Annotated in this window: 19 protein-coding genes; 11 read left to right on the forward strand and 8 right to left on the reverse strand. The window is 56.7% G+C overall.

The genetic code is table 11. The annotated features are described in order from the left end of the window. The coding region (gene hemL / locus HMPREF9538_RS29530) for a glutamate-1-semialdehyde 2,1-aminomutase (RefSeq protein ID WP_009484506.1) at positions 1–841 on the reverse strand (841 nt) is incomplete at its 3' end. Positions 842–1,021: 180 nt separating this feature from the next. Here hemL and clcA point away from each other — a divergent pair. Together clcA and erpA are read left to right on the forward strand one after the other, a co-directional pair. Next, entirely contained in the window at positions 1,022–2,440 is a 1,419-nt protein-coding gene (gene clcA, locus HMPREF9538_RS19160) for a H(+)/Cl(-) exchange transporter ClcA (RefSeq protein ID WP_032457038.1), read from the forward strand. An 81-nt stretch (positions 2,441–2,521) separates the two neighbouring features. Further along, entirely contained in the window at positions 2,522–2,866 is a 345-nt protein-coding gene (gene erpA / locus HMPREF9538_RS19155; protein WP_002889275.1) for an iron-sulfur cluster insertion protein ErpA, read from the forward strand. A 71-nt stretch (positions 2,867–2,937) separates the two neighbouring features. Here the strand turns inward: erpA and HMPREF9538_RS19150 are convergent, their stop codons facing one another. Genes HMPREF9538_RS19150 through mtnN form a run of 3 tightly spaced genes read right to left on the reverse strand, consistent with a single transcriptional unit; the run spans position 2,938 to position 5,089 of the window. Next, positions 2,938–3,561, reverse strand: coding sequence for a TRIC cation channel family protein (locus HMPREF9538_RS19150; RefSeq protein WP_009484508.1), 624 nt, complete (start codon positions 3,559–3,561; stop codon positions 2,938–2,940). Between the two features lie 36 nt (positions 3,562–3,597). Continuing rightward, positions 3,598–4,398: a vitamin B12 ABC transporter substrate-binding protein BtuF gene (gene btuF, locus HMPREF9538_RS19145; protein WP_009484509.1), complete on the reverse strand. Its 801-nt coding sequence runs from the start codon at positions 4,396–4,398 to the stop codon at positions 3,598–3,600. Beyond that, positions 4,391–5,089 carry a 5'-methylthioadenosine/S-adenosylhomocysteine nucleosidase gene (mtnN, locus tag HMPREF9538_RS19140; protein WP_002889282.1) on the reverse strand — a complete coding sequence of 233 codons (699 nt, stop codon included), beginning with the start codon at positions 5,087–5,089 and terminating at the stop codon, positions 4,391–4,393. Before mtnN ends, btuF begins: the two co-directional genes overlap by 8 nt. A gap of 83 nt (positions 5,090–5,172) precedes the next feature. Here mtnN and dgt point away from each other — a divergent pair, with 83 nt between their 5' ends. The 3 genes from dgt (at position 5,173) to cdaR (ending at position 9,579) form a co-directional block, all read left to right on the forward strand. Further along, positions 5,173–6,687: a dGTPase gene (gene dgt / locus HMPREF9538_RS19135; protein WP_004145871.1), complete on the forward strand. Its 1,515-nt coding sequence runs from the start codon at positions 5,173–5,175 to the stop codon at positions 6,685–6,687. A 134-nt stretch (positions 6,688–6,821) separates the two neighbouring features. After that, entirely contained in the window at positions 6,822–8,255 is a 1,434-nt protein-coding gene (gene degP / locus HMPREF9538_RS19130; protein WP_004145870.1) for a serine endoprotease DegP, read from the forward strand. A 166-nt stretch (positions 8,256–8,421) separates the two neighbouring features. Beyond that, positions 8,422–9,579, forward strand: coding sequence for a DNA-binding transcriptional regulator CdaR (cdaR, locus tag HMPREF9538_RS19125; RefSeq protein WP_002889289.1), 1,158 nt, complete (start codon positions 8,422–8,424; stop codon positions 9,577–9,579). Between the two features lie 118 nt (positions 9,580–9,697). Here cdaR and HMPREF9538_RS19120 read toward each other — a convergent pair whose 3' ends face one another. From HMPREF9538_RS19120 to map, 4 genes are all read right to left on the reverse strand, one after another. After that, complete coding sequence (locus HMPREF9538_RS19120) at positions 9,698–10,084, reverse strand: DUF3461 family protein (protein ID WP_002889292.1); 387 nt, start codon at positions 10,082–10,084, stop codon at positions 9,698–9,700. 107 nt (positions 10,085–10,191) lie between these two features. Beyond that, positions 10,192–11,016 carry a 2,3,4,5-tetrahydropyridine-2,6-dicarboxylate N-succinyltransferase gene (dapD, locus tag HMPREF9538_RS19115; RefSeq protein ID WP_002889295.1) on the reverse strand — a complete coding sequence of 275 codons (825 nt, stop codon included), beginning with the start codon at positions 11,014–11,016 and terminating at the stop codon, positions 10,192–10,194. 30 nt (positions 11,017–11,046) lie between these two features. Next, on the reverse strand, positions 11,047–13,710 hold the full coding sequence (gene glnD, locus HMPREF9538_RS19110) for a bifunctional uridylyltransferase/uridylyl-removing protein GlnD (RefSeq protein ID WP_004151931.1): 2,664 nt from the start codon (positions 13,708–13,710) through the stop codon (positions 11,047–11,049). 57 nt (positions 13,711–13,767) lie between these two features. Then, positions 13,768–14,562, reverse strand: a complete 795-nt coding sequence (gene map, locus HMPREF9538_RS19105; RefSeq protein ID WP_002889297.1) for a type I methionyl aminopeptidase — start codon at positions 14,560–14,562, stop codon at positions 13,768–13,770. Positions 14,563–14,884: 322 nt separating this feature from the next. Here map and rpsB point away from each other — a divergent pair, with 322 nt between their 5' ends. From rpsB to ispU, 6 genes are all read left to right on the forward strand, one after another. After that, complete coding sequence (rpsB, locus tag HMPREF9538_RS19100; RefSeq protein ID WP_002889299.1) at positions 14,885–15,610, forward strand: 30S ribosomal protein S2; 726 nt, start codon at positions 14,885–14,887, stop codon at positions 15,608–15,610. A gap of 119 nt (positions 15,611–15,729) precedes the next feature. Continuing rightward, entirely contained in the window at positions 15,730–16,581 is an 852-nt protein-coding gene (tsf, locus tag HMPREF9538_RS19095; RefSeq protein ID WP_004151930.1) for a translation elongation factor Ts, read from the forward strand. A gap of 150 nt (positions 16,582–16,731) precedes the next feature. Then, positions 16,732–17,457, forward strand: coding sequence for a UMP kinase (gene pyrH, locus HMPREF9538_RS19090; RefSeq protein ID WP_002889306.1), 726 nt, complete (start codon positions 16,732–16,734; stop codon positions 17,455–17,457). 150 nt (positions 17,458–17,607) lie between these two features. Then, positions 17,608–18,165 carry a ribosome recycling factor gene (frr, locus tag HMPREF9538_RS19085; protein ID WP_002889308.1) on the forward strand — a complete coding sequence of 186 codons (558 nt, stop codon included), beginning with the start codon at positions 17,608–17,610 and terminating at the stop codon, positions 18,163–18,165. Between the two features lie 228 nt (positions 18,166–18,393). After that, positions 18,394–19,596 carry a 1-deoxy-D-xylulose-5-phosphate reductoisomerase gene (gene ispC / locus HMPREF9538_RS19080; RefSeq protein WP_009484511.1) on the forward strand — a complete coding sequence of 401 codons (1,203 nt, stop codon included), beginning with the start codon at positions 18,394–18,396 and terminating at the stop codon, positions 19,594–19,596. Positions 19,597–19,833: 237 nt separating this feature from the next. After that, the gene (gene ispU, locus HMPREF9538_RS19075; RefSeq protein ID WP_002889316.1) at positions 19,834–20,592 is read left to right on the forward strand and encodes a (2E,6E)-farnesyl-diphosphate-specific ditrans,polycis-undecaprenyl-diphosphate synthase; all 759 of its coding nucleotides are present in this window, start codon (positions 19,834–19,836) and stop codon (positions 20,590–20,592) included. Positions 20,593–20,602: the final 10 nt, after the last annotated feature.

Genomic DNA, 20,602 nt, shown 5'->3' on the forward strand with positions numbered 1-20,602 from the left:
CGCGGCGGCCGCCGAAGGCGCCTACCGGCATCCCGCCGCCGATGATTTTCCCCAGACAGGTCAGATCCGGCTCCACGCCGTAGTAAGCCTGAGCGCCTGCCAGCGCCACGCGGAAGCCGGTCATCACTTCGTCGATAATCAGCAGGGCGCCAAATTCGTCGCACAGGGCGCGCAGGCCCGGCAGGAATTCCGGCTGCGGCGGAATGCAGTTCATATTTCCGGCCACCGGCTCGACGATGATGCAGGCGATCTCCTGCGGATACTGCTCGAACGCCGCGCGCACCGAGGCGAGGTCGTTATAAGTGCAGGTCAGGGTATGTTTGGCGAAATCGGCCGGGACGCCCGGCGAGTTCGGCTGGCCGAGGGTCAACGCGCCGGAACCGGCTTTCACCAGCAGGCAGTCGGCATGGCCGTGGTAGCAGCCTTCGAACTTAATGATTTTGTCGCGTCCGGTGAAGCCGCGCGCCAGGCGAATGGCGCTCATGGTGGCTTCGGTACCGGAGTTCACCATCCGCACCATATCCATGGTCGGCACCAGCTCGGTCACCAGGGCCGCCATTTTCACTTCCATTTCGGTCGGCGCGCCAAAGCTCAGGCCGCGGGATGCCGCCTCGATCACCGCATTGCGGATAGCCGGGTGGTTGTGGCCCAGCACCATCGGACCCCAGGAACCGACATAATCGATATAGGCTTTCCCATCCACGTCATAGAGGTAAGCGCCATCCGCGCGTTCGATAAACAGCGGTGTGCCGCCGACGCCGGTGAAAGCGCGCACCGGCGAGTTAACGCCGCCGGGGATCAGTTCGCGCGCAGCGTGGTACAGATTTTCAGATTTGCTCATGGCCAGGGTCCTGGTTCGTGAAAAATGTTTTATCGGCTATTCTAAGTTATTCCAGGATGGTTATGAAAGTTTTGCCCAATTGAAACAATGTGCCGCAAGGGCATTTTTTTGACGACGCAGCGCGCCGGGGCGGCTAAAATGCCGCTCTCTTCATTTGTATTACCAATAATTGATAACGGCATGAAAGCAGAAACTCCCTCTTTTGAAGCACATCAGTTTGTGCGGGTGCGTCGCGGCGATGCGGTGCGCCGTCTGATTCAACGCGATAAAACGCCGCTGGCGGTGCTGTTTTTTGCGGCAGTGGTCGGCACGCTGGCGGGGCTGGTGGGCGTCGCCTTTGAAAAGAGCGTGAACTGGGTGCAGAACCAGCGGATCGGCGCGCTGGCGCAGGTGGCGGACCACTGGTATCTGGTCTGGCCGCTGGCGTTTATCCTGTCGGCGCTGCTGGCGATGGTCGGCTATTTTCTGGTGCGTCGCTTTGCGCCGGAGGCCGGCGGCTCCGGGATTCCGGAAATTGAGGGCGCGCTGGAGGAGCTGCGGCCGGTGCGCTGGTGGCGCGTGCTGCCGGTGAAATTCGTTGGCGGCATGGGGACCCTTGGCGCCGGGATGGTGCTGGGTCGTGAAGGACCGATGGTACAGCTTGGCGGCAACATTGGGCGCATGGTGCTGGACGTTTTCCGCATGCGCAGTCCGGAAGCGCGGCATACGCTGTTGGCGACCGGTGCGGCGTCGGGGCTTTCGGCGGCCTTTAATGCGCCGCTGGCCGGTATTCTGTTTATCATCGAAGAGATGCGCCCGCAGTTCCGCTACAACCTGATCTCCATTAAAGCGGTGTTTACCGGCGTGATCATGTCGAGCATTGTGTTTCGCATTTTCAACGGCGAAGCGGCGATCATTGAGGTGGGTAAACTAAGCAACGCCCCGGTAAATACCCTATGGCTGTATCTGGTGCTGGGCATGCTGTTTGGCTGCTTTGGCCCGCTGTTTAATTTTCTGGTGCTGCGCACTCAGGATCTGTTCCAGCGCATCCACGGCGGCAACATCAAAAAATGGGTGTTGATTGGCGGATTAATCGGCGGGCTCTGCGGTCTGCTGGGGCTGATGCAGCCCTCCGCGGTGGGCGGTGGCTTTAACTTGATCCCTATCGCCGCTGCCGGTAACTTCTCCGTCGGACTGCTGCTGTTTATCTTTATTGCCCGCGTGGTGACCACGCTGATCTGCTTCTCTTCCGGCGCGCCAGGGGGCATTTTCGCGCCTATGTTGGCGCTCGGCACGCTGCTGGGCACGGCGTTCGGCATGGCGGCTATTCCGCTGTTTCCGGCCTACCATCTCGATGCCGGCACCTTCGCGATTGCCGGCATGGGGGCGCTGCTCGCCGCCTCGGTGCGTGCGCCGCTGACCGGGATCGTGCTGGTGCTGGAGATGACCGATAACTATCAGCTCATTTTGCCAATGATTATTACCTGCCTTGGCGCAACACTACTGGCGCAATTCCTCGGCGGTAAGCCTTTGTATTCGACCATTCTGCAGCGTACTCTGGCGAAGCAGGAAGCCGAGCAGGCGGCAAAAGCGCAGCAGGCTCCCCGGGAGAATACTTGAACGATTTACCAGGGTATTAGATAATGGCTCAAAAGGTCCGGTTATTCTTTAACCGGCCGGAAGTATCAATGGGAGCAGAAAATGAGTGATGACGTAGCGTTGCCGCTGGAGTTTACCGAAGCCGCAGCCAATAAAGTAAAACACCTGATTGCGGATGAAGATAATCCGAACCTGAAACTGCGCGTGTATATCACCGGCGGCGGTTGCAGCGGTTTCCAGTATGGCTTCACCTTTGACGATCAGGTGAACGAAGGGGATATGACCATTGAGAAACAGGGCGTCGGCCTGGTGGTTGACCCGATGAGCCTGCAGTATCTGGTCGGCGGCTCGGTCGACTATACCGAAGGGCTGGAAGGTTCGCGCTTTATCGTGACCAATCCGAACGCGAAAAGCACCTGCGGCTGCGGCTCCTCGTTCAGCGTTTAAAGCGAGTTCTCCCCCAGCGGGAGGGAGCAAACCCTAAAAACGGTAACCTTAAGGTTACCGTTTTGCTTTTATTACCGACCGTTATCGTCCAGGGCAAACGTCGGCAGCTTCAGATGCCAGCGAATAGCCGCCAGACGAATTACCAGGGTGACCACCATCCCCATCATTGCCGAATTCTCCAGCGGGAGATGAAAGGTGTCGTGTGCCGTGGCGTGGACAATACCGCCGACGATACAGGCGGTGGCGTAGATTTCGGTACGCAGAATCATAGGAATTTCCCGCGCCAGCACGTCGCGAATAATCCCGCCGCCGACGCCGGTCACCACCCCCATGCACACCGCGACCAGCGGGCCGCTGCCAGCGAGAAAAGCTTTATTGACGCCAATGCCGACAAACACCGCCAGACCGACGGCATCAAGAACGGGCAGGATCCATTTCGGCAGCCGGCGAGGCTGGCGGACCAGCAGGATGGGCAGCATGCTGGTGACCATCGCCACCACCAGATCGGTGGGATCTTTGACCCAGAATACCGGGCCATTCGCCAGCGCCATGTCGCGGATGGTCCCGCCGCCTACCGCCGTCACTACCCCTAACACCAGCACGCCGAATGGGTCCATACGCAGTTTTCCGGCCAGCAGTACGCCGGAGATCGCGAAGACAGCTGTGCCAATAATATCCAGCCAATAGACAAGCATCGTTGATTCCCACTGAACATCCGGTGTGCCGGATGGTTATTTTACCTGGTCAAGCGCCGCACAAAGTTGTTTGGCGGCGAGGATAATACGTGGGCCGGCGCGTTCAAACCAGTCGCTGTGTAACGCAATCAACGAAATGGTGAGCTGATGTTGCCAAAAGCGCTGCGCTTCGGCAATGCGGCTGGCATCCCCGGTGACCACGATCGCCTGCGGCTGGCGGGCCAGCACCTGTTCGCGGCTCACCTGCGGCCAGGGAACGCGGCTGGTGGCGAAGATATTCTCGCCGCCGCAAAGCCTTAGCACCTGATCCTGAATCGAACCGGGGCCGCTGGTGAACAGCGGTGCGGAGCCGAACTGCAGGAAGACGCGTTTCATCGGCGCGTTGGCATAGCGCGCTTTCAACGCATCGTATTCCTGCTGCATCGCCTGCGCCGCCTGCTGTGCTTTTTCCGGCTGCGGGCTCCACTGCGCCAGCTCACGCAGGGTAGCGATGATCTCTTCTATGGTCGAGGTCTGTACCCACAGGACATGAATACCCAGAGACTGCAGCTGGTTAACCTGGCGTTCGGCATTGCCCCCGCGCCAGGCCAGCACCACGTCTGGCTTGAGCGCCACGATGCGTTCCAGGTTCATTCCCTGCCAGCTGGCAACCTGTTCGATCGTTTTGGCCTGCGAAGGATAATCGGAATAGCTGCTGACGCCGACCGGCGTGATCCCGGCGGCAAAGGCCAGTTCGGTATTGGCGGGGGAGAGGGTGATCACCCGCGGCGCGGCCAGAAGCCACGCCGGGGCGAGTAACAGCAGCGCGGCAAGCGCGAAGGATAGCGACTTAGCCACGTGCCAGGTTCTGTACCAGATTCTCCACCATCAGGGTGGACTGTCTGGCGGCGACCGCAAGGAACTCCTCAAAGCTGAGGTGGGACTGCTGGTCGGCCACGTCGGAGATAGCGCGAACCACCACGAAGGGAACCTTAAAGTTATGGCAGACGTGGGCGATGGCGGTCGCTTCCATTTCCACGGCGATCGCCTGCGGGAAATTATGGCGGATCTTCGCCAGACCGACAGAGCCGTTAATGAAGGCATCCCCGCTAACGATGAGGCCGCGAACGGCGTTGAGATCTAACGCTTTAATGCAGCTCTCTGCGGCGGCCACCAGTTTTTCATCCGCCTTAAAACCCGCCGGGCAGCCAGGGAGCTGGCCGTATTCATAGCCGAAGGCGGTGACGTCGGCGTCGTGGTAGCGCGCTTCATCGGAGACGACGATATCGCCGACCTTCAGCGTCGACGCCAGGCCGCCGGCAGAACCGGTATTAATGATCACGTCAGGCTGGCAGCGCTCCAGCAGCAGGGTCGCGCCCATCGCCGCCGCTACTTTTCCGATACCAGACTTCAGCAGAGCGACGTCAACGCCGTGAAGTTGGCCGGTATAGATTTCGCTTCCGCCAATGGTGATGGTCTGGCGGTTTTCGATTTTGTCGCGCAGAAGGGTAACTTCCTCTTCCATAGCGCCAATAATGCCAATTTTCATAGATTTACTCGCGATGTGTCAGGTTTAGTTGCATAGTCTATCATGCGCTTAAGGGGAAGCGTATTGCTCGCGCGGGAGAGGCTATGGCAAAGATTGATTTTCGCAACAAGATAAACTGGCGTCGACGCTTCCGTTCGCCGCCGCGGGTGGAGACGGAGCGCGACATCCTGCGGATCTTTGAAAGCGATCGGGGACGGATCGTCAACTCGCCGGCAATCCGCCGCCTGCAGCAAAAAACTCAGGTCTTCCCGCTCGAGCGCAACGCGGCGGTGCGCACTCGCCTGACCCACTCGCTGGAGGTGCAGCAGGTGGGGCGCTATATCGCCAAAGAGGTGCTGAGCCGGCTGAAAGAGCTGAGGCTGCTGGAAGAGTATGGCCTGGAAGAGCTGACCGGGCCATTCGAGAGCGTGGTGGAGATGGCCTGCCTGATGCACGATATCGGCAATCCCCCGTTTGGCCATTTTGGCGAAGCGGCGATTAACGACTGGTTCCGTCAGCGCCTGGCGCCCGGCGATGCGCTCGGGCAGCCGCTGACCGACGATCGCTGCGAAGTGCAGGCCTTACGACTGCATGACGGAGAGACATCGCTTAATGCGCTGCGCCGTAAAGTGCGCCAGGATCTCTGCAGCTTTGAGGGCAACGCGCAGGGCATTCGTCTGGTCCATACGCTAATGCGTATGAACCTGACCTGGGCGCAGGTGGGATGTATCCTGAAATATACTCGTCCGGCGTGGTGGTCTGAGGAGACACCGGCCAGCCACAGTTATTTAATGAAGAAACCTGGCTATTATTTAGCCGAAGAAGAGTATGTCGCGCGTTTGCGTAAAGAACTGGATCTCGCGCCTTACAATCGGTTTCCATTAACCTGGATTATGGAGGCTGCGGATGACATCTCATATTGCGTCGCGGATCTCGAGGACGCGGTGGAAAAACGTATTTTTAGCGCAGAACAGCTCTATCAGCATCTTTACGACGCCTGGGGCAGTCATGAAAAAGGCTCGTTATTTTCGCAGGTAGTAGAAAATGCCTGGGAGAAATCGCGAGCCAATTATCTGAAGCAGAGCGCGGAAGATCAGTTTTTTATGTATTTGCGGGTGAATACGCTGAATAAGCTGGTGCCCTACGCGGCGCGCCGATTTATTGACAACCTACCGGCAATCTTCACAGGGGACTTTAATCATGCGTTGCTGGAGGACGACAGCGATTGCAGTCAGCTACTGGAGCTCTATAAAAATGTGGCGATGAAACAGGTCTTTAGCCATCCGGATGTTGAGCAGCTGGAATTGCAGGGCTACCGGGTGATCAGCGGCCTGTTGGATATCTATCAGCCGCTGCTGAAATTATCGCTGGAGGATTTCAGCGAATTAGTAGCGCAGGAGCGGGTACGACGTTTACCCATTGCCTCCCGGCTGTATCAGAAACTTTCGACCCGTCACCGGCTTGCCTATGTTGAAGCGGTAAATAAACTGGCGCGTACGGCGCCCGAATTTGCGCTGATGGAATACTATTATCGCTGCCGTCTGATTCAGGACTATATCAGCGGGATGACGGATTTGTATGCGTGGGATGAATATCGGCGACTCATGGCGGTGGAATAGGCTGGAGTTTTGTAAAGATGGACAATAAATTTTTACTTTTTCCAGAAACTTAATTCCGGAACTTAGCGTTATAAAATGACTCTGATAGTCACGTACACAGCAACTTTCGTTACCTGATATTGAGATTGAAACTGATGAAAAAAACCACGTTAGCAATGAGTGCACTGGCTCTGAGTTTAGGTCTGGCGTTGTCCCCGCTCTCTGCGAGCGCGGCAGAAACGGCATCTTCGGCCACTAATGCACAGCAGATGCCAAGCCTGGCCCCGATGCTGGAGAAGGTGATGCCGTCGGTGGTGAGCATTAACGTTGAAGGTAGCACCACCGTTAATACCCCACGGATGCCACGTAACTTCCAGCAGTTCTTTGGCGATAATTCGCCGTTCTGCCAGGATGGTTCTCCTTTCCAGAGTTCGCCGTTTTGCCAGGGCGGCGGACAGGGCGGTCAGCCTGACGGCGGCCAGCAGCAGAAATTTATGGCGCTGGGCTCCGGCGTCATCATTGATGCCGCCAAAGGGTATGTGGTGACCAACAACCACGTCGTGGACAACGCCACCACGATTAAGGTTCAGCTGAGCGATGGCCGTAAGTTTGATGCCAAAGTCGTCGGCAAAGATCCGCGCTCTGATATCGCGCTGATTCAGATTCAGGATCCAAAAAATCTGACGGCGATTAAGCTTGCCGACTCCGATGCGCTGCGCGTCGGTGATTACACCGTGGCTATCGGCAACCCGTTCGGTCTGGGCGAAACCGTGACCTCCGGGATTGTCTCCGCGCTGGGCCGTAGCGGCCTCAACGTGGAAAACTACGAAAACTTTATCCAGACCGATGCGGCGATTAACCGCGGGAACTCCGGCGGTGCGCTGGTGAACCTCAACGGCGAGCTGATCGGTATCAACACCGCCATTCTGGCGCCGGACGGCGGCAACATCGGTATCGGTTTTGCTATCCCGAGCAACATGGTGAAAAACCTGACCGAGCAGATGGTGAAATATGGCCAGGTGAAACGCGGTGAGCTCGGCATTATGGGCACCGAACTGAACTCTGAGCTGGCGAAAGCGATGAAAGTCGATGCCCAGCGCGGGGCCTTCGTCAGCCAGGTAATGCCAGGTTCGGCGGCCGCGAAAGCGGGCATTAAAGCCGGCGATGTTATCACCTCCCTCAACGGGAAAGCGATCAGCAGCTTCGCCGCGCTGCGTGCCCAGGTCGGCACCATGCCTATCGGCAGCAAAGTTGAGCTTGGTCTGCTGCGCGACGGCAAACCGGTGACCGTGACCGTCGAACTGCAGCAGAGCAACCAGACCCAGGTTGACTCCAGCACTATCTTCAACGGGATTGAAGGGGCGGAAATGAGCAATAAGGGTCAGGATAAGGGCGTGGTGGTCAATAATGTGAAAGCCGGTACCCCGGCGGCACAGATTGGCCTCAAGAAAGGCGACGTCATCGTCGGGGCGAATCAGCAGCCGGTGAAAAACATCGCCGATCTGCGGAAAATCTTCGACGCCAAACCGTCCGTACTGGCGCTGAACATTCAGCGCGGCGACGCCTCTATCTATCTGCTGTTGCAGTAACCGCCAGCACTCGCTTCCCAGCCCCTTCCCTCGCCGAGGGCAGGGGCTTTTTTCGTTCTGTGACCGCCCCCACAACTCCACATATCTCACCCCGGCTTAGTGCAAATGCACAATGCAGCGCGACGATGACTCTTTTATGCTGGTGCCCAGCAAAGGGGAGGACTACATGGCTGGCTGGCATCTTGATACCAAAATGGCGCAGGATATTGTGGCGCGGACCATGCGCATCATCGATACCAATATCAACGTGATGGATGCCCGCGGGCGGATCATCGGCAGCGGCGATCGGGAAAGGATTGGTGAATTGCACGAAGGCGCGCTGCTGGTCCTCTCCCAGGGGCGGGTGGTGGATATCGACGACGCGGTCGCTCGCCATCTGCACGGGGTTCGCCAGGGGATTAACCTGCCGCTGCGCCTGGAGGGGGAGATCGTCGGGGTGATCGGCCTGACCGGCGAGCCGGAGTCGCTGCGAAAATATGGCGAGCTGGTGTGCATGACAGCAGAGATGATGCTGGAGCAGTCGCGGCTGATGCATCTCCTGGCCCAGGACAGCCGTCTGCGCGAAGAGCTGGTGATGAACCTGATTCAGGCGGAAGAGCATACCCCGGCGCTGAACGAATGGGCTCAGCGTTTAGGCATCGATCTCAATCAGCCGCGCGTGGTGGCGATGATTGAGGTAGACAGCGGTCAGCTCGGCGTGGACAGCGCGATGGCGGAACTGCAACAGTTACAGAACGCGCTGACCACCCCCGATCGCAATAATCTGGTGGCCATTGTCTCGCTCACGGAAATGGTGGTGCTGAAACCGGCGCTGAACAGCTTTGGCCGCTGGGACGCTGACGATCACGTCCGGCGCGTCGAGCAGCTTATCGCCAGGATGAAAGAGAATGGCCAGCTGCGCTTTCGCGTGGCGCTGGGCAACTTCTTCACCGGCCCAGGAAGTATCGCCCGCTCTTACCGTACCGCACGGACGACGATGATGGTTGGCAAGCAGCGGATGCCGGAGAGCCGCAGTTATTTCTATCAGGATCTGATGCTGCCGGTGCTGCTCGACAGCCTGCGCGGCGGCTGGCAGGCCAATGAGCTGGCCCGTCCGCTGGCGCGTTTGAAGGCCATGGACAACAACGGGCTGCTGCGGCGGACGCTGCAGGCGTGGTTTCGCCATAACGTGCAGCCGCTGGCGACGTCAAAGGCGCTGTTTATTCATCGCAATACGCTGGAGTACCGGTTGAACCGTATCTCGGAGCTGACCGGCCTGGATCTCGGTAGCTTTGACGACAGGCTGCTGCTGTATATCGCGCTGCAGCTGGACGAACAACGCTAAGACGTGGAGGCAAAAAAATGCCGGGTAGCGACGCGCCATACCCGGCCTGGACGATGCATGCTGTCTGGAGTGGATAGAGACCACCAGCCCGGCCAGGCAACGCGCCGCCGGGATGCTCTTACTTACGGGTGAGCTTTTCCAGATCGGCTTCGATTTCGCTGATCTTATTGGTGACCACGCTTTCCAGATGGCGTAAATCGTCGAGGATTTTACGCTTGAGATCGATTTCAGTGCGATCGCGCTGGCAGATCTGATCTAACTCGTCGATAACGTAGCGCAGATTGGGGCTGATCTCCTGGACCTCTTTGTAGCCCTGGCCGACGCCGTCGGCGACGACGGTTTTGCGCTGACGCGGATATTTGAACTTCACGCTCTTGGCGAAGAATTCGCCTTTGTCTTTCTGAAAATAGATTTTCAGAATGTCGTTGTTAGCTTCCTGCCGCAGGCTATAGCGATCGATCTCATCAGGGTTGGTAATGCCAAGACTTTTCAGATTATCGTACATAACGGTACCTTTGATAGCATCATAACCATTGAATAATTAACGAAAAAATCCATTTTCGCCAGCATCAAATATAAAAAAAGCGGGATATCTCCCGCTTTTTATTTGCTTTAGTCGATGGTGCGCAGCAGCTCGTTAATGCCGACCTTGCCGCGGGTTTTGGCATCGACTTTCTTCACAATCACCGCGCAGTACAGGCTGTATTTACCATCTTTCGACGGCAGGTTGCCTGAGACCACCACCGAGCCAGCCGGTACGCGGCCGTAGAAGACTTCGCCGGTTTCGCGATCGTAGATTTTGGTGCTCTGACCGAGGTAAACGCCCATGGAGATGACGGAGCCTTCTTCGACAATCACCCCTTCAACCACTTCAGAGCGCGCGCCGATGAAGCAGTTATCTTCGATGATGGTCGGGTTCGCCTGCAGCGGCTCCAGTACGCCACCGATGCCGACACCGCCGGACAGATGCACGTTTTTACCGATCTGTGCGCAGGAGCCGACGGTGGCCCAGGTATCAACCATGGTGCCTTCGTCAACGTAGGCGCCGATGTTAACGTAGGACGGCATCAGCACAGTGTTGCGGGCGATGAACGCGCCCTGGCGCACGGCGGCCGGCGGCACCACGCGGAAACCTTCTTTCTGAAAACGCGCTTCGTCGTAGTCAGCGAATTTCATCGGCACTTTATCGAAGTAGCGGCTTTCCGCACCATCGATAACCTGGTTATCGTTAATACGGAAAGAGAGCAGTACCGCCTTCTTCAGCCACTGATGCGTTACCCACTGACCGTCGATCTTCTCAGCGACGCGCAGCGCGCCGGAATCAAGAAGGGCGATAACCTGGTTAACCGCTTCGCGGGTCACGGTATCCACATTAGCCGGCGTAATGTCGGCGCGACGCTCGAAAGCGGACTCAATAACGTTCTGTAACTGCTGCATTGTTTCTTTCCATTCACTAAAAAAAATACGTCACCCTTTATCGTTTGGATTGAGGGCCGCTGTCAACCGTTGTTGCACTTCTTGTTGCAGCTCATTATTAAGGGCACGCCGGTCGGCGGTGGCGATTATAAATAAATCTTCTACTCGCTCACCAATTGTCGTAATTCGCGCCCCGTGAAGCGATATCCCGAGGTCGGCGAACACCTGTCCGACGCGGGCGAGCAGCCCGGGCTGGTCGAGCGCTATCAGCTCCAGAAACGATTTTCGGTCGGTATGGGTCGGCAGGAAATTCACCTCGGTGTCCACGGAAAAATGGCGTAGCTTTGCCGCCTGACGACGCGGGGCCGGAGGCTGCCAGCTGCGCTGAGTGATGGTCTGCTCCAGCCCCTGGCGGATCGCCTCGTGGCGGTCGGCGGAAAGGGGGCTGCCGTCGGGCTCAAGGACGATAAAGGTATCCATCGCCATACCGTCGCGGGTGGTGAAGATCTGCGCGTCGTGGACGCTGAGGTTGCGACGGTCAAGTTCGCCACACACCGCGGCGAACAGGTAAGGGCGATCCGGGCTCCAGATAAAAATCTCCGTACCGCCGCGGGTGGCCTGCGAGCTCAGCAGGATCATCGGTTTATTCAGATCGTGGCGCAGCAGGTTGCGGGCGTGCCAGGCGAGCTGCGTCGGCGTATGTCGCACGAAATAGTTGGCGCGGCAGCGGTTCCAGATCTGATGCAGCGCCTCTTCATTAATATTGTCCATCCGCAGCAGGGCCAGCGCCTGCAGCTGATGGTGACGCACTCGTTCGCGCATGTCTGGGGTGCTTTGCATGCCGCGACGCAGCTGCTTCTCGGTGGCGAAATAGAGTTCACGCAGCAGGCTCTGCTTCCAGCTGTTCCATAAGGTTTCGTTGGTGGCGCAGATATCGGCGACGGTCAGACATACCAGATAGCGCAGACGATTTTCTGTTTGCACCTCCTCGGCGAACTGCTTAATCACCTCCGGATCCTGAATATCGCGCCGCTGGGCGGTGACCGACATCAGCAGGTGGTGACGCACCAGCCAGGCGACCAGCTGCGTTTCGCGCGAGTTCAGCCCGTGCAGCTCGGCAAACTTCAGCACATCCTGCGCGCCGAGGATCGAGTGGTCGCCGCCGCGCCCTTTGGCGATGTCGTGGAACAGGGCGGCAATTAAGATCAGCTCCGGGTGCGTTAAGCGCGGCCACAGCTCCACGCACAGCGGGTGGCGGCTGCGGGTTTCTTCTTTGGCAAAGCTTTCCAGCTTGAGCATCACCCGGACGGTGTGTTCATCGACGGTGTAGGCGTGAAACAGGTCGAACTGCATCTGGCCGACGATATGCGACCACTGCGGCATATAGGCCCACAGTACGCTGTGGCGATGCATCGGCAGCAGCCCGCGACTTACCGCTCCCTGATGGCGCAGCATACTAAGAAAGAGCGTGCGCGCCTCCGGGATATAGCACAGCGGCTGGGTGAGATGACGGCGGGCGTGGCGCAGATGGCGCAACGTCGTTGAGTAGATGCCGGTGATGGTGCTGTTGCGCACCATGATATAAAACATGCGCAGAATGGCCTGCGGTTCGCGAATAAACAGCGTGTCGTCACGCAGATCGATAAGGGTGCCGCGCAGCTGGAAATCATCATCGATCGGGCGTGGTTTTTCATCCTCGGTCAGGGCGAGGATAGCCTCCTCAAACAGCTGAAGCAGCATCTGATTCAGCTCGCTCACCCGGCGGGTAACGCGGAAGAAGTCCTTCATCATATGCTCAATCGGCTGGTTGCCGTCGCCTTCATAGCCTAGCCGGCGGGCCACGCTGAGCTGGCGGTCGAAAAGCAGACGGTTGTCATAGCGCGTGAGTTCGAGATGCAGCGCGAAACGGATGCGCCACAGCTGATGCAGACACTCATTGAGTTCATTGCGCTCGGCTTCGGTCAGAAAGCCGAAGCCGACCATCTCATCCATTGAGGTGGCGCCGAAATGGCGGCGAGCCACCCACTGTAGCGTATGGATATCGCGCAAGCCGCCGGGGCTGCTTTTCACGTCCGGCTCGAGGTTATAGCTGGTGCCATGATAGCGCTGATGACGGACGTTCTGCTCTTCGACCTTGGCGGCGAAGAACTTTTCCGATGGCCAGAAGCCGTCGCTAAAAATATGTTTTTGCAGTTCAAGGAACAGCGCGACGTCGCCGATCAGCAGGCGCGATTCGATTAAGTTGGTGGCAACGGTCAGATCCGAGAGACCTTCCAGCAGGCACTCTTCGAGGGTGCGTACGCTGTGGCCTACCTCCAGCTTGACGTCCCACAGCAGGGTGAGCAGTTCGCCGACTTTTTGCGCCTGGTCGTCCGGCAGTTTTTTACGACTGAGGATCAGCAGATCGACGTCTGAGAGCGGGTGCAGTTCGCCACGGCCATAGCCGCCGACGGCGACCAGCGCCAGGTCGCTGACGGATTCAAAACCGCAGGCGATCCATAATCGCTGCAGCAACTGGTCGATAAATTCGGTGCGCGCCGCGATGAGCTGCTCCGCGACGATGCCGGAGTCAAACGCCTCGCCCAGCCAGTGCTGGAAGGTATCGATGTGCGCCTTGATTGCGGCACAGTTCAGATCGCCCTGCGGCCAGCTCACCGGGTGTTCCGGCGGGACGGGCAGGAGAGGGGAGGCTGTGTCAGGTAATGAGTTGCTCATCGCGTCACCATAAGAAAAAACTATCTAATAAAAAAGCCGGCGGGCGCCGGCTTTTCATCATTCATCGTGCGAGATTATCGCCGGGATAGTGTCATCCTTGCGTAGCGTCAGAATTTCGCAGCCGTTGTCAGTCACCACAATAGTATGCTCGTACTGCGCAGACAAGCTCCGGTCTTTGGTTTTCACCGTCCAGCCGTCTTTCATGCTGCGGATCTCTTTTTTACCGGCGTTGACCATCGGCTCGATGGTGAAGGTCATGCCTGGTTTGAGTACGACGTTGGTCTCCGGCGAATCGTAGTGCAGCACCTGAGGTTCTTCATGGAAGCCGCGGCCGATACCGTGGCCACAGTACTCACGCACCACGGAGAAACCTTCGGCTTCCACAAATTTCTGGATCGCCGCGCCGATGGTGCGCAGGTTGATGCCTGGCTTCACCATTCTCAGCGCCAGGTACAGGCTTTCCTGAGTGATGCGGCACAGGCGCTCGCCGAGAATCGTCGGTTTGCCGACGATAAACATTTTGGAGGTATCGCCATGGAAATCATCTTTAATGACGGTCACGTCGATATTCACGATATCGCCATCTTTCAGCAGCTTGCCGTCATCAGGGATACCGTGACAGACCACTTCATTGACCGAAATGCAGACGGATTTCGGATAGCCGTGATAGCCGAGGCAGGCGGAAATGGCCTTCTGCTCGTTAACGATATAGTCGTTACAGATGCGGTCCAGTTCGCCGGTGCTAACGCCCGGTTTGACGTAGGGTTCGATCATTTCCAGCACTTCGGCGGCCAGGCGGCCGGCAACGCGCATTTTTTCGATGTCTTCAGATGTCTTAATAGAGATAGCCATGGAGTATGTCCAGCAGTGTCGATATTTTCGACAATAATAGAGTAAGTCCTGTCAATGGTAACAGTCCGGGCAGGCTGGTGCCAAACTGAGAATCATTAACAGCACGCGACGTCAACAAGAGTTGGTGTCTGGATGGATTTTGTGGTATAAAGCGCGCCGGACTTCCGTTCCATCTCAGATACACAAGGATGGACGTAAGCGACATAGCTCACTTTGTGTAATAACACACACGTATCGGCACATATTCCGGGGTGCCCTTCGGGGTCGGTAATATGGGATACGTGGAGGCATAACCCCAATTTAATCTATAGAGGTTTTAAACATGGCAACTGTTTCCATGCGCGACATGCTCAAGGCTGGTGTTCACTTCGGTCACCAGACCCGTTACTGGAACCCGAAAATGAAGCCTTTCATCTTCGGCGCGCGTAACAAAGTTCACATCATCAACCTTGAGAAAACCGTACCGATGTTCAACGAAGCTCTGGCTGAACTGAACAAGATCGCTGCTCGTAAAGGTAAAATCCTTTTCGTTGGTACTAAGCGCGCTGCAAGCGAAGCGGTAAAAGACGCTGCTCTGAGCTGCGATCAGTTCTTCGTGAACCATCGCTGGCTGGGCGGTATGCTGACTAACTGGAAAACCGTTCGTCAGTCCATCAAACGTCTGAAAGACCTGGAAACTCAGTCCCAGGACGGTACTTTCGACAAGCTGACCAAGAAAGAAGCGCTGATGCGCACTCGTGAGCTGGACAAGCTGGAAAACAGCCTGGGCGGTATCAAAGATATGGGCGGCCTGCCGGACGCACTGTTCGTTATCGACGCTGACCACGAGCACATCGCTATCAAAGAAGCAAACAACCTGGGCATCCCGGTATTTGCTATCGTTGATACCAACTCTGATCCGGACGGCGTAGACTTCGTTATCCCGGGTAACGACGATGCAATCCGCGCAGTAAGCCTGTACCTGGGCGCTGTTGCTGCTACCGTTCGTGAAGGTCGCTCTCAGGACCTGGCTTCTCAGGCGGAAGAAAGCTTCGTAGAAGCTGAATAATAAGGTTTAAGCCCTTATTAGTACCGTGTATGAATAGGGGCCCATTATCGGCCCCTTTTTTCAATTTACGCTGTTTGGCCGTTGGCCGGGCAGTATCCACATCTCCCGAGGATTTTAGAATGGCTGAAATTACCGCTTCCCTGGTAAAAGAGCTGCGCGAACGTACTGGCGCAGGCATGATGGATTGCAAAAAAGCGCTGACTGAAGCGAATGGCGACATCGAGCTGGCAATCGAAAACATGCGTAAATCCGGCGCGATCAAAGCGGCGAAGAAAGCAGGCAACGTGGCTGCTGACGGCGTGATCAAAACCAAAATCGAAGGCAACTACGGTTACATTCTGGAAGTTAACTGCCAGACTGACTTCGTTGCTAAAGATGGTGGTTTCCAGGCATTTGCCGACAAAGTACTGGACGCCGCTGTTGCAGGTAAAATCTCCGACGTTGAAGTTCTGAAAGCGCAGTTCGAAGAAGAACGTGTTGCGCTGGTTGCTAAAATCGGCGAGAACATCAACATCCGTCGTATCGCTGTTCTGGAAGGCGACGTTCTGGGCAGCTACCAGCACGGTGCGCGTATCGGCGTTCTGGTTGCCGCTAAAGGCGCTGACGAAGAGCTGGTTAAGCAGCTGGCAATGCACGTTGCTGCAAGCAAGCCGGAATTCGTTAAGCCGGAAGACGTGTCTGCTGAAGTGGTAGAGAAAGAGTACCAGGTTCAGCTGGACATCGCGATGCAGTCCGGTAAGCCGAAAGAAATCGCAGAGAAAATGGTTGAAGGCCGCATGAAGAAATTCACCGGCGAAGTTTCTCTGACTGGTCAGCCTTTCGTTATGGAGCCGAGCAAATCTGTTGGCCAGCTGCTGAAAGAGCACAACGCTGACGTGACTGGCTTCATCCGCTTTGAAGTGGGCGAAGGCATTGAGAAAGTTGAGACTGACTTTGCAGCAGAAGTTGCTGCGATGTCCAAGCAGTCTTAATTTTTAAAAAAAGGAGCCGCCTGAGGGCGGCTTCTTTTTGCGCCCATTTTGTAAATTCAGCCAACTGCTTATAGTGGCCGCGCTGAAATGCGACATACAATGTCGCCGGAATTATCACATCTCATTCGTTGACAGTCTCAGGAAAGAAACATGGCTACCAATGCAAAACCCGTCTACAAACGTATTCTGCTGAAATTAAGTGGCGAAGCGCTGCAGGGCTCAGAAGGCTTCGGTATTGATGCAAGCATACTTGACCGCATGGCTCAGGAGATCAAAGAGCTGGTTGAGCTGGGTATTCAGGTTGGCGTAGTAATTGGTGGCGGTAACCTGTTCCGTGGTGCTGGTCTGGCGAAAGCGGGTATGAACCGCGTTGTGGGCGACCACATGGGCATGCTGGCAACGGTCATGAACGGCCTCGCAATGCGTGATGCGCTCCACCGCGCCTATGTGAACGCTCGTCTGATGTCCGCCATTCCGCTGAACGGCGTATGCGACAACTACAGCTGGGCAGAGGCGATCAGCCTGCTGCGCAACAACCGCGTAGTGATCCTCTCCGCTGGTACCGGCAACCCGTTCTTTACCACCGATTCCGCAGCCTGCCTGCGCGGTATCGAAATTGAAGCCGATGTGGTGCTGAAAGCCACCAAGGTTGACGGCGTATTCACCGCTGACCCGGCAAAAGATCCTTCTGCCACCATGTACGATCAGCTGACCTACAGCGAAGTTCTGGAAAAAGAGCTGAAAGTCATGGATCTGGCGGCCTTCACCCTGGCGCGTGACCATAAATTACCGATTCGCGTCTTCAACATGAACAAACCTGGCGCCCTGCGTCGCGTGGTGATGGGCGAAAAAGAAGGCACATTGATCACGGAATAATTCCCGTCAGCGCCAAATCCGGGTAATATTCCGCTTTACTTTCGCGGGGATATTGCCCGGTGATTTTCATTAAATCTGACTATACTTAGCTCATTTTCCGACGGGTGCCCCGTCTGGTCTGACTGAGACAAGCTTTCAAGGATTCGTAACGTGATTAGCGATATCAGAAAAGATGCTGAAATCCGCATGGAAAAATGCGTCGAAGCATTCAAAAACCAAATCAGCAAAATTCGCACGGGTCGTGCTTCTCCGAGCCTGCTGGACGGGATTGTTGTTGAATACTACGGTACTCCGACCCCGCTGCGCCAGCTGGCCAGCGTCACCGTCGAAGACTCCCGTACCCTGAAAATCAACGTCTTTGACCGTTCTATGTCCGCGGCCGTTGAAAAAGCGATCATGGCCTCCGACCTCGGTCTGAACCCAAGCTCTGCCGGCAGCGATATTCGTGTTCCGCTGCCGCCGCTGACCGAAGAGCGTCGTAAAGATCTGACCAAGATCGTGCGTGGTGAAGCCGAGCAGGCGCGCGTTGCCGTGCGTAACGTTCGCCGTGACGCCAACGATAAAGTCAAAGCGCTGCTGAAAGAAAAAGAGATCAGCGAAGATGACGATCGCCGTTCTCAGGACGACGTGCAGAAAATGACTGACGCCGCCATCAAAAAAGTTGACGCGGCGCTGGCAGACAAAGAAGCGGAACTGATGCAGTTCTAATGCTCTGCCCTTACTCGGGCCAGACAGGCTCTGGCCTGAGTAAAATCTGAAACGCCGTACAGAAGACTGTACGCTCAATTCTCGGGATTGCGTTGCAACCGCTGGCCTTGTAGCCTTTAGCGCTTAGTTGAAGGCCTAATGCCGCCGTCTCATCCCCGATAGTTGCTGCGTAGGGGCTTGCTGGCGGCGTTTTGCTTTTTATTCTGTTTCCACTCTTCTGGACGTCTCATGAAGCAATTAACCGTTCTCGGTTCGACCGGCTCCATTGGCTGTAGCACGCTGGACGTGGTGCGCCATAACCCTGGTCGCTTTTCCGTCGCCGCGCTGGTCGCGGGGAAAAACGTTGACCGTATGGTTGAACAATGCCTGGAATTTACCCCCCGTTACGCGGTGATGGACGATGCGCAAAGCGCTGAGTGGTTGCGCACCCGTCTGCATGAGCATGGCTGTCGCACCGAGGTGCTAAGCGGCCAGCAGGCGGCGGCCGAGGTCGCGGCGCTGGATGAGGTCGATCAGGTCATGGCGGCAATCGTCGGCGCGGCGGGACTGGTGCCGACGCTGGCGGCGATCCGCGCCGGGAAAACGGTATTGTTAGCGAATAAAGAATCGCTGGTGACCTGCGGTCGCTTATTCATGGAGGCGGTGCAACAGTCGGGGGCGCGATTGCTACCGGTCGATAGCGAGCATAACGCTATTTTTCAGAGTATGCCGGAGACAATTCAGCAGCATCTGGGATACGCTGATCTTGCCCGGAACGGCGTCTCGTCTATCCTGCTGACCGGCTCCGGTGGGCCTTTCCGCGAGACGGCCGTGGCTGAACTGGCGGCGATGACCCCGGATCAGGCCTGCCGTCATCCCAACTGGTCGATGGGGCGCAAGATCTCCGTCGATTCGGCCACGATGATGAACAAAGGCCTGGAATATATTGAAGCGCGCTGGCTGTTTAACGCCTCGGCCCAGCAGATGGAAGTGCTGATCCATCCGCAGTCGGTGATCCACTCGATGGTTCGCTATCAGGATGGCAGCGTGCTGGCCCAGCTTGGGGAGCCGGATATGCGCACGCCGATCGCCCATACCATGGGCTGGCCGCAGCGACTGAATTCCGGCGTTAAACCGCTGGACTTCTGTCAGTTGAGCAATCTGAGCTTCTCCGCGCCGGACTATACGCGATATCCGTGCCTGAAGTTGGCGATGGACGCGTTTGATGTCGGCCAGGCCGCGACCACGACGCTGAATGCGGCTAATGAAGAGTCGGTTGCCGCGTTTCTGCATGGCGATATCCGCTTTACCGATATTGCGGCGGTTAACCTGGCGGTGCTGGATAAGATGGACCTGCAGGAGCCGCAAAGCATTGATGATGTTCTGGTTATCGACGCCGAGGCGCGCGCAATCGCTCACCAGCAGCTGCTGCGGTTGGTTGCGCAGGCGTAACGCGGTGATATTTGTGGGCGCAAGGCTTCGGTGATATAGTCTGCGCCACCCGATCGTTGCATTTTGTTGTTAAAGATTACGGTGGCCGTGACAAAACACGGCTTTTTTGCGTAAAGCTTTTGGTTGTTCTCTGCGATTGGCTGCAGCCCCGGCACCGGATAAAAATGCGTATCCAGCGCGGCCCGGTGGCCTCTGTTTGGTGGCTAGTTAATCCTTATTATGGACTTAAAACGCGTGATGTTGTCTGCTAATCAAACTGTCAGCGAAATATCGCCCACCCATGGCTGCCGTCATGTCGCCATTATTATGGATGGCAACGGCCGTTGGGCGAAACGGCAAGGTAAAATTCGCGCTTTCGGGCATAAGGCCGGGGCGAAATCCGTGCGTCGCGCGGTCTCCTTCGCGGCGAATAATGGGATTGAGGCGTTAACGTTATACGCGTTCAGCAGCGAAAACTGGAACCGTCCGGCTCAGGAAGTCAGTGCGCTGATGGAACTGTTCGTCTGGGCGCTGGATAGCGAAGTCAAAAGCCTGCACCGACACAATGTGCGTCTGCGGATTATTGGCGACACCACGCGCTTCAATGCGCGCCTGCAGGAGCGGATCCGCAAAGCGGAAGCGCTAACCGCAAACAATACCGGCTTAACGCTGAATATTGCAGCCAATTACGGCGGTCGCTGGGATATTACCCAGGGCGTTCGTTTGCTGGCGAAACAGGTACAGGACGGGACGCTGCTGCCTGAGCAGATCACGGAAGACATGCTGAGTCAGCAGGTCTGCATGCATGAACTGGCTCCCGTTGATTTAGTTATTAGGACCGGGGGAGAGCACCGAATAAGTAACTTTCTGATTTGGCAAATTGCCTATGCCGAACTTTACTTTACGGATGTTCTTTGGCCCGATTTTGCTGAACAGGACTTTGAAGGTGCACTCCATGCCTTTGTTAATCGAGAGCGTCGTTTCGGCGGCACTGAGCCGGGTGGCAGTCATGCCTGATGGGGGTCAC

Source organism: Klebsiella sp. MS 92-3, from assembly GCF_000195655.1.
Lineage (GTDB): Bacteria > Pseudomonadota > Gammaproteobacteria > Enterobacterales > Enterobacteriaceae > Klebsiella > Klebsiella pneumoniae.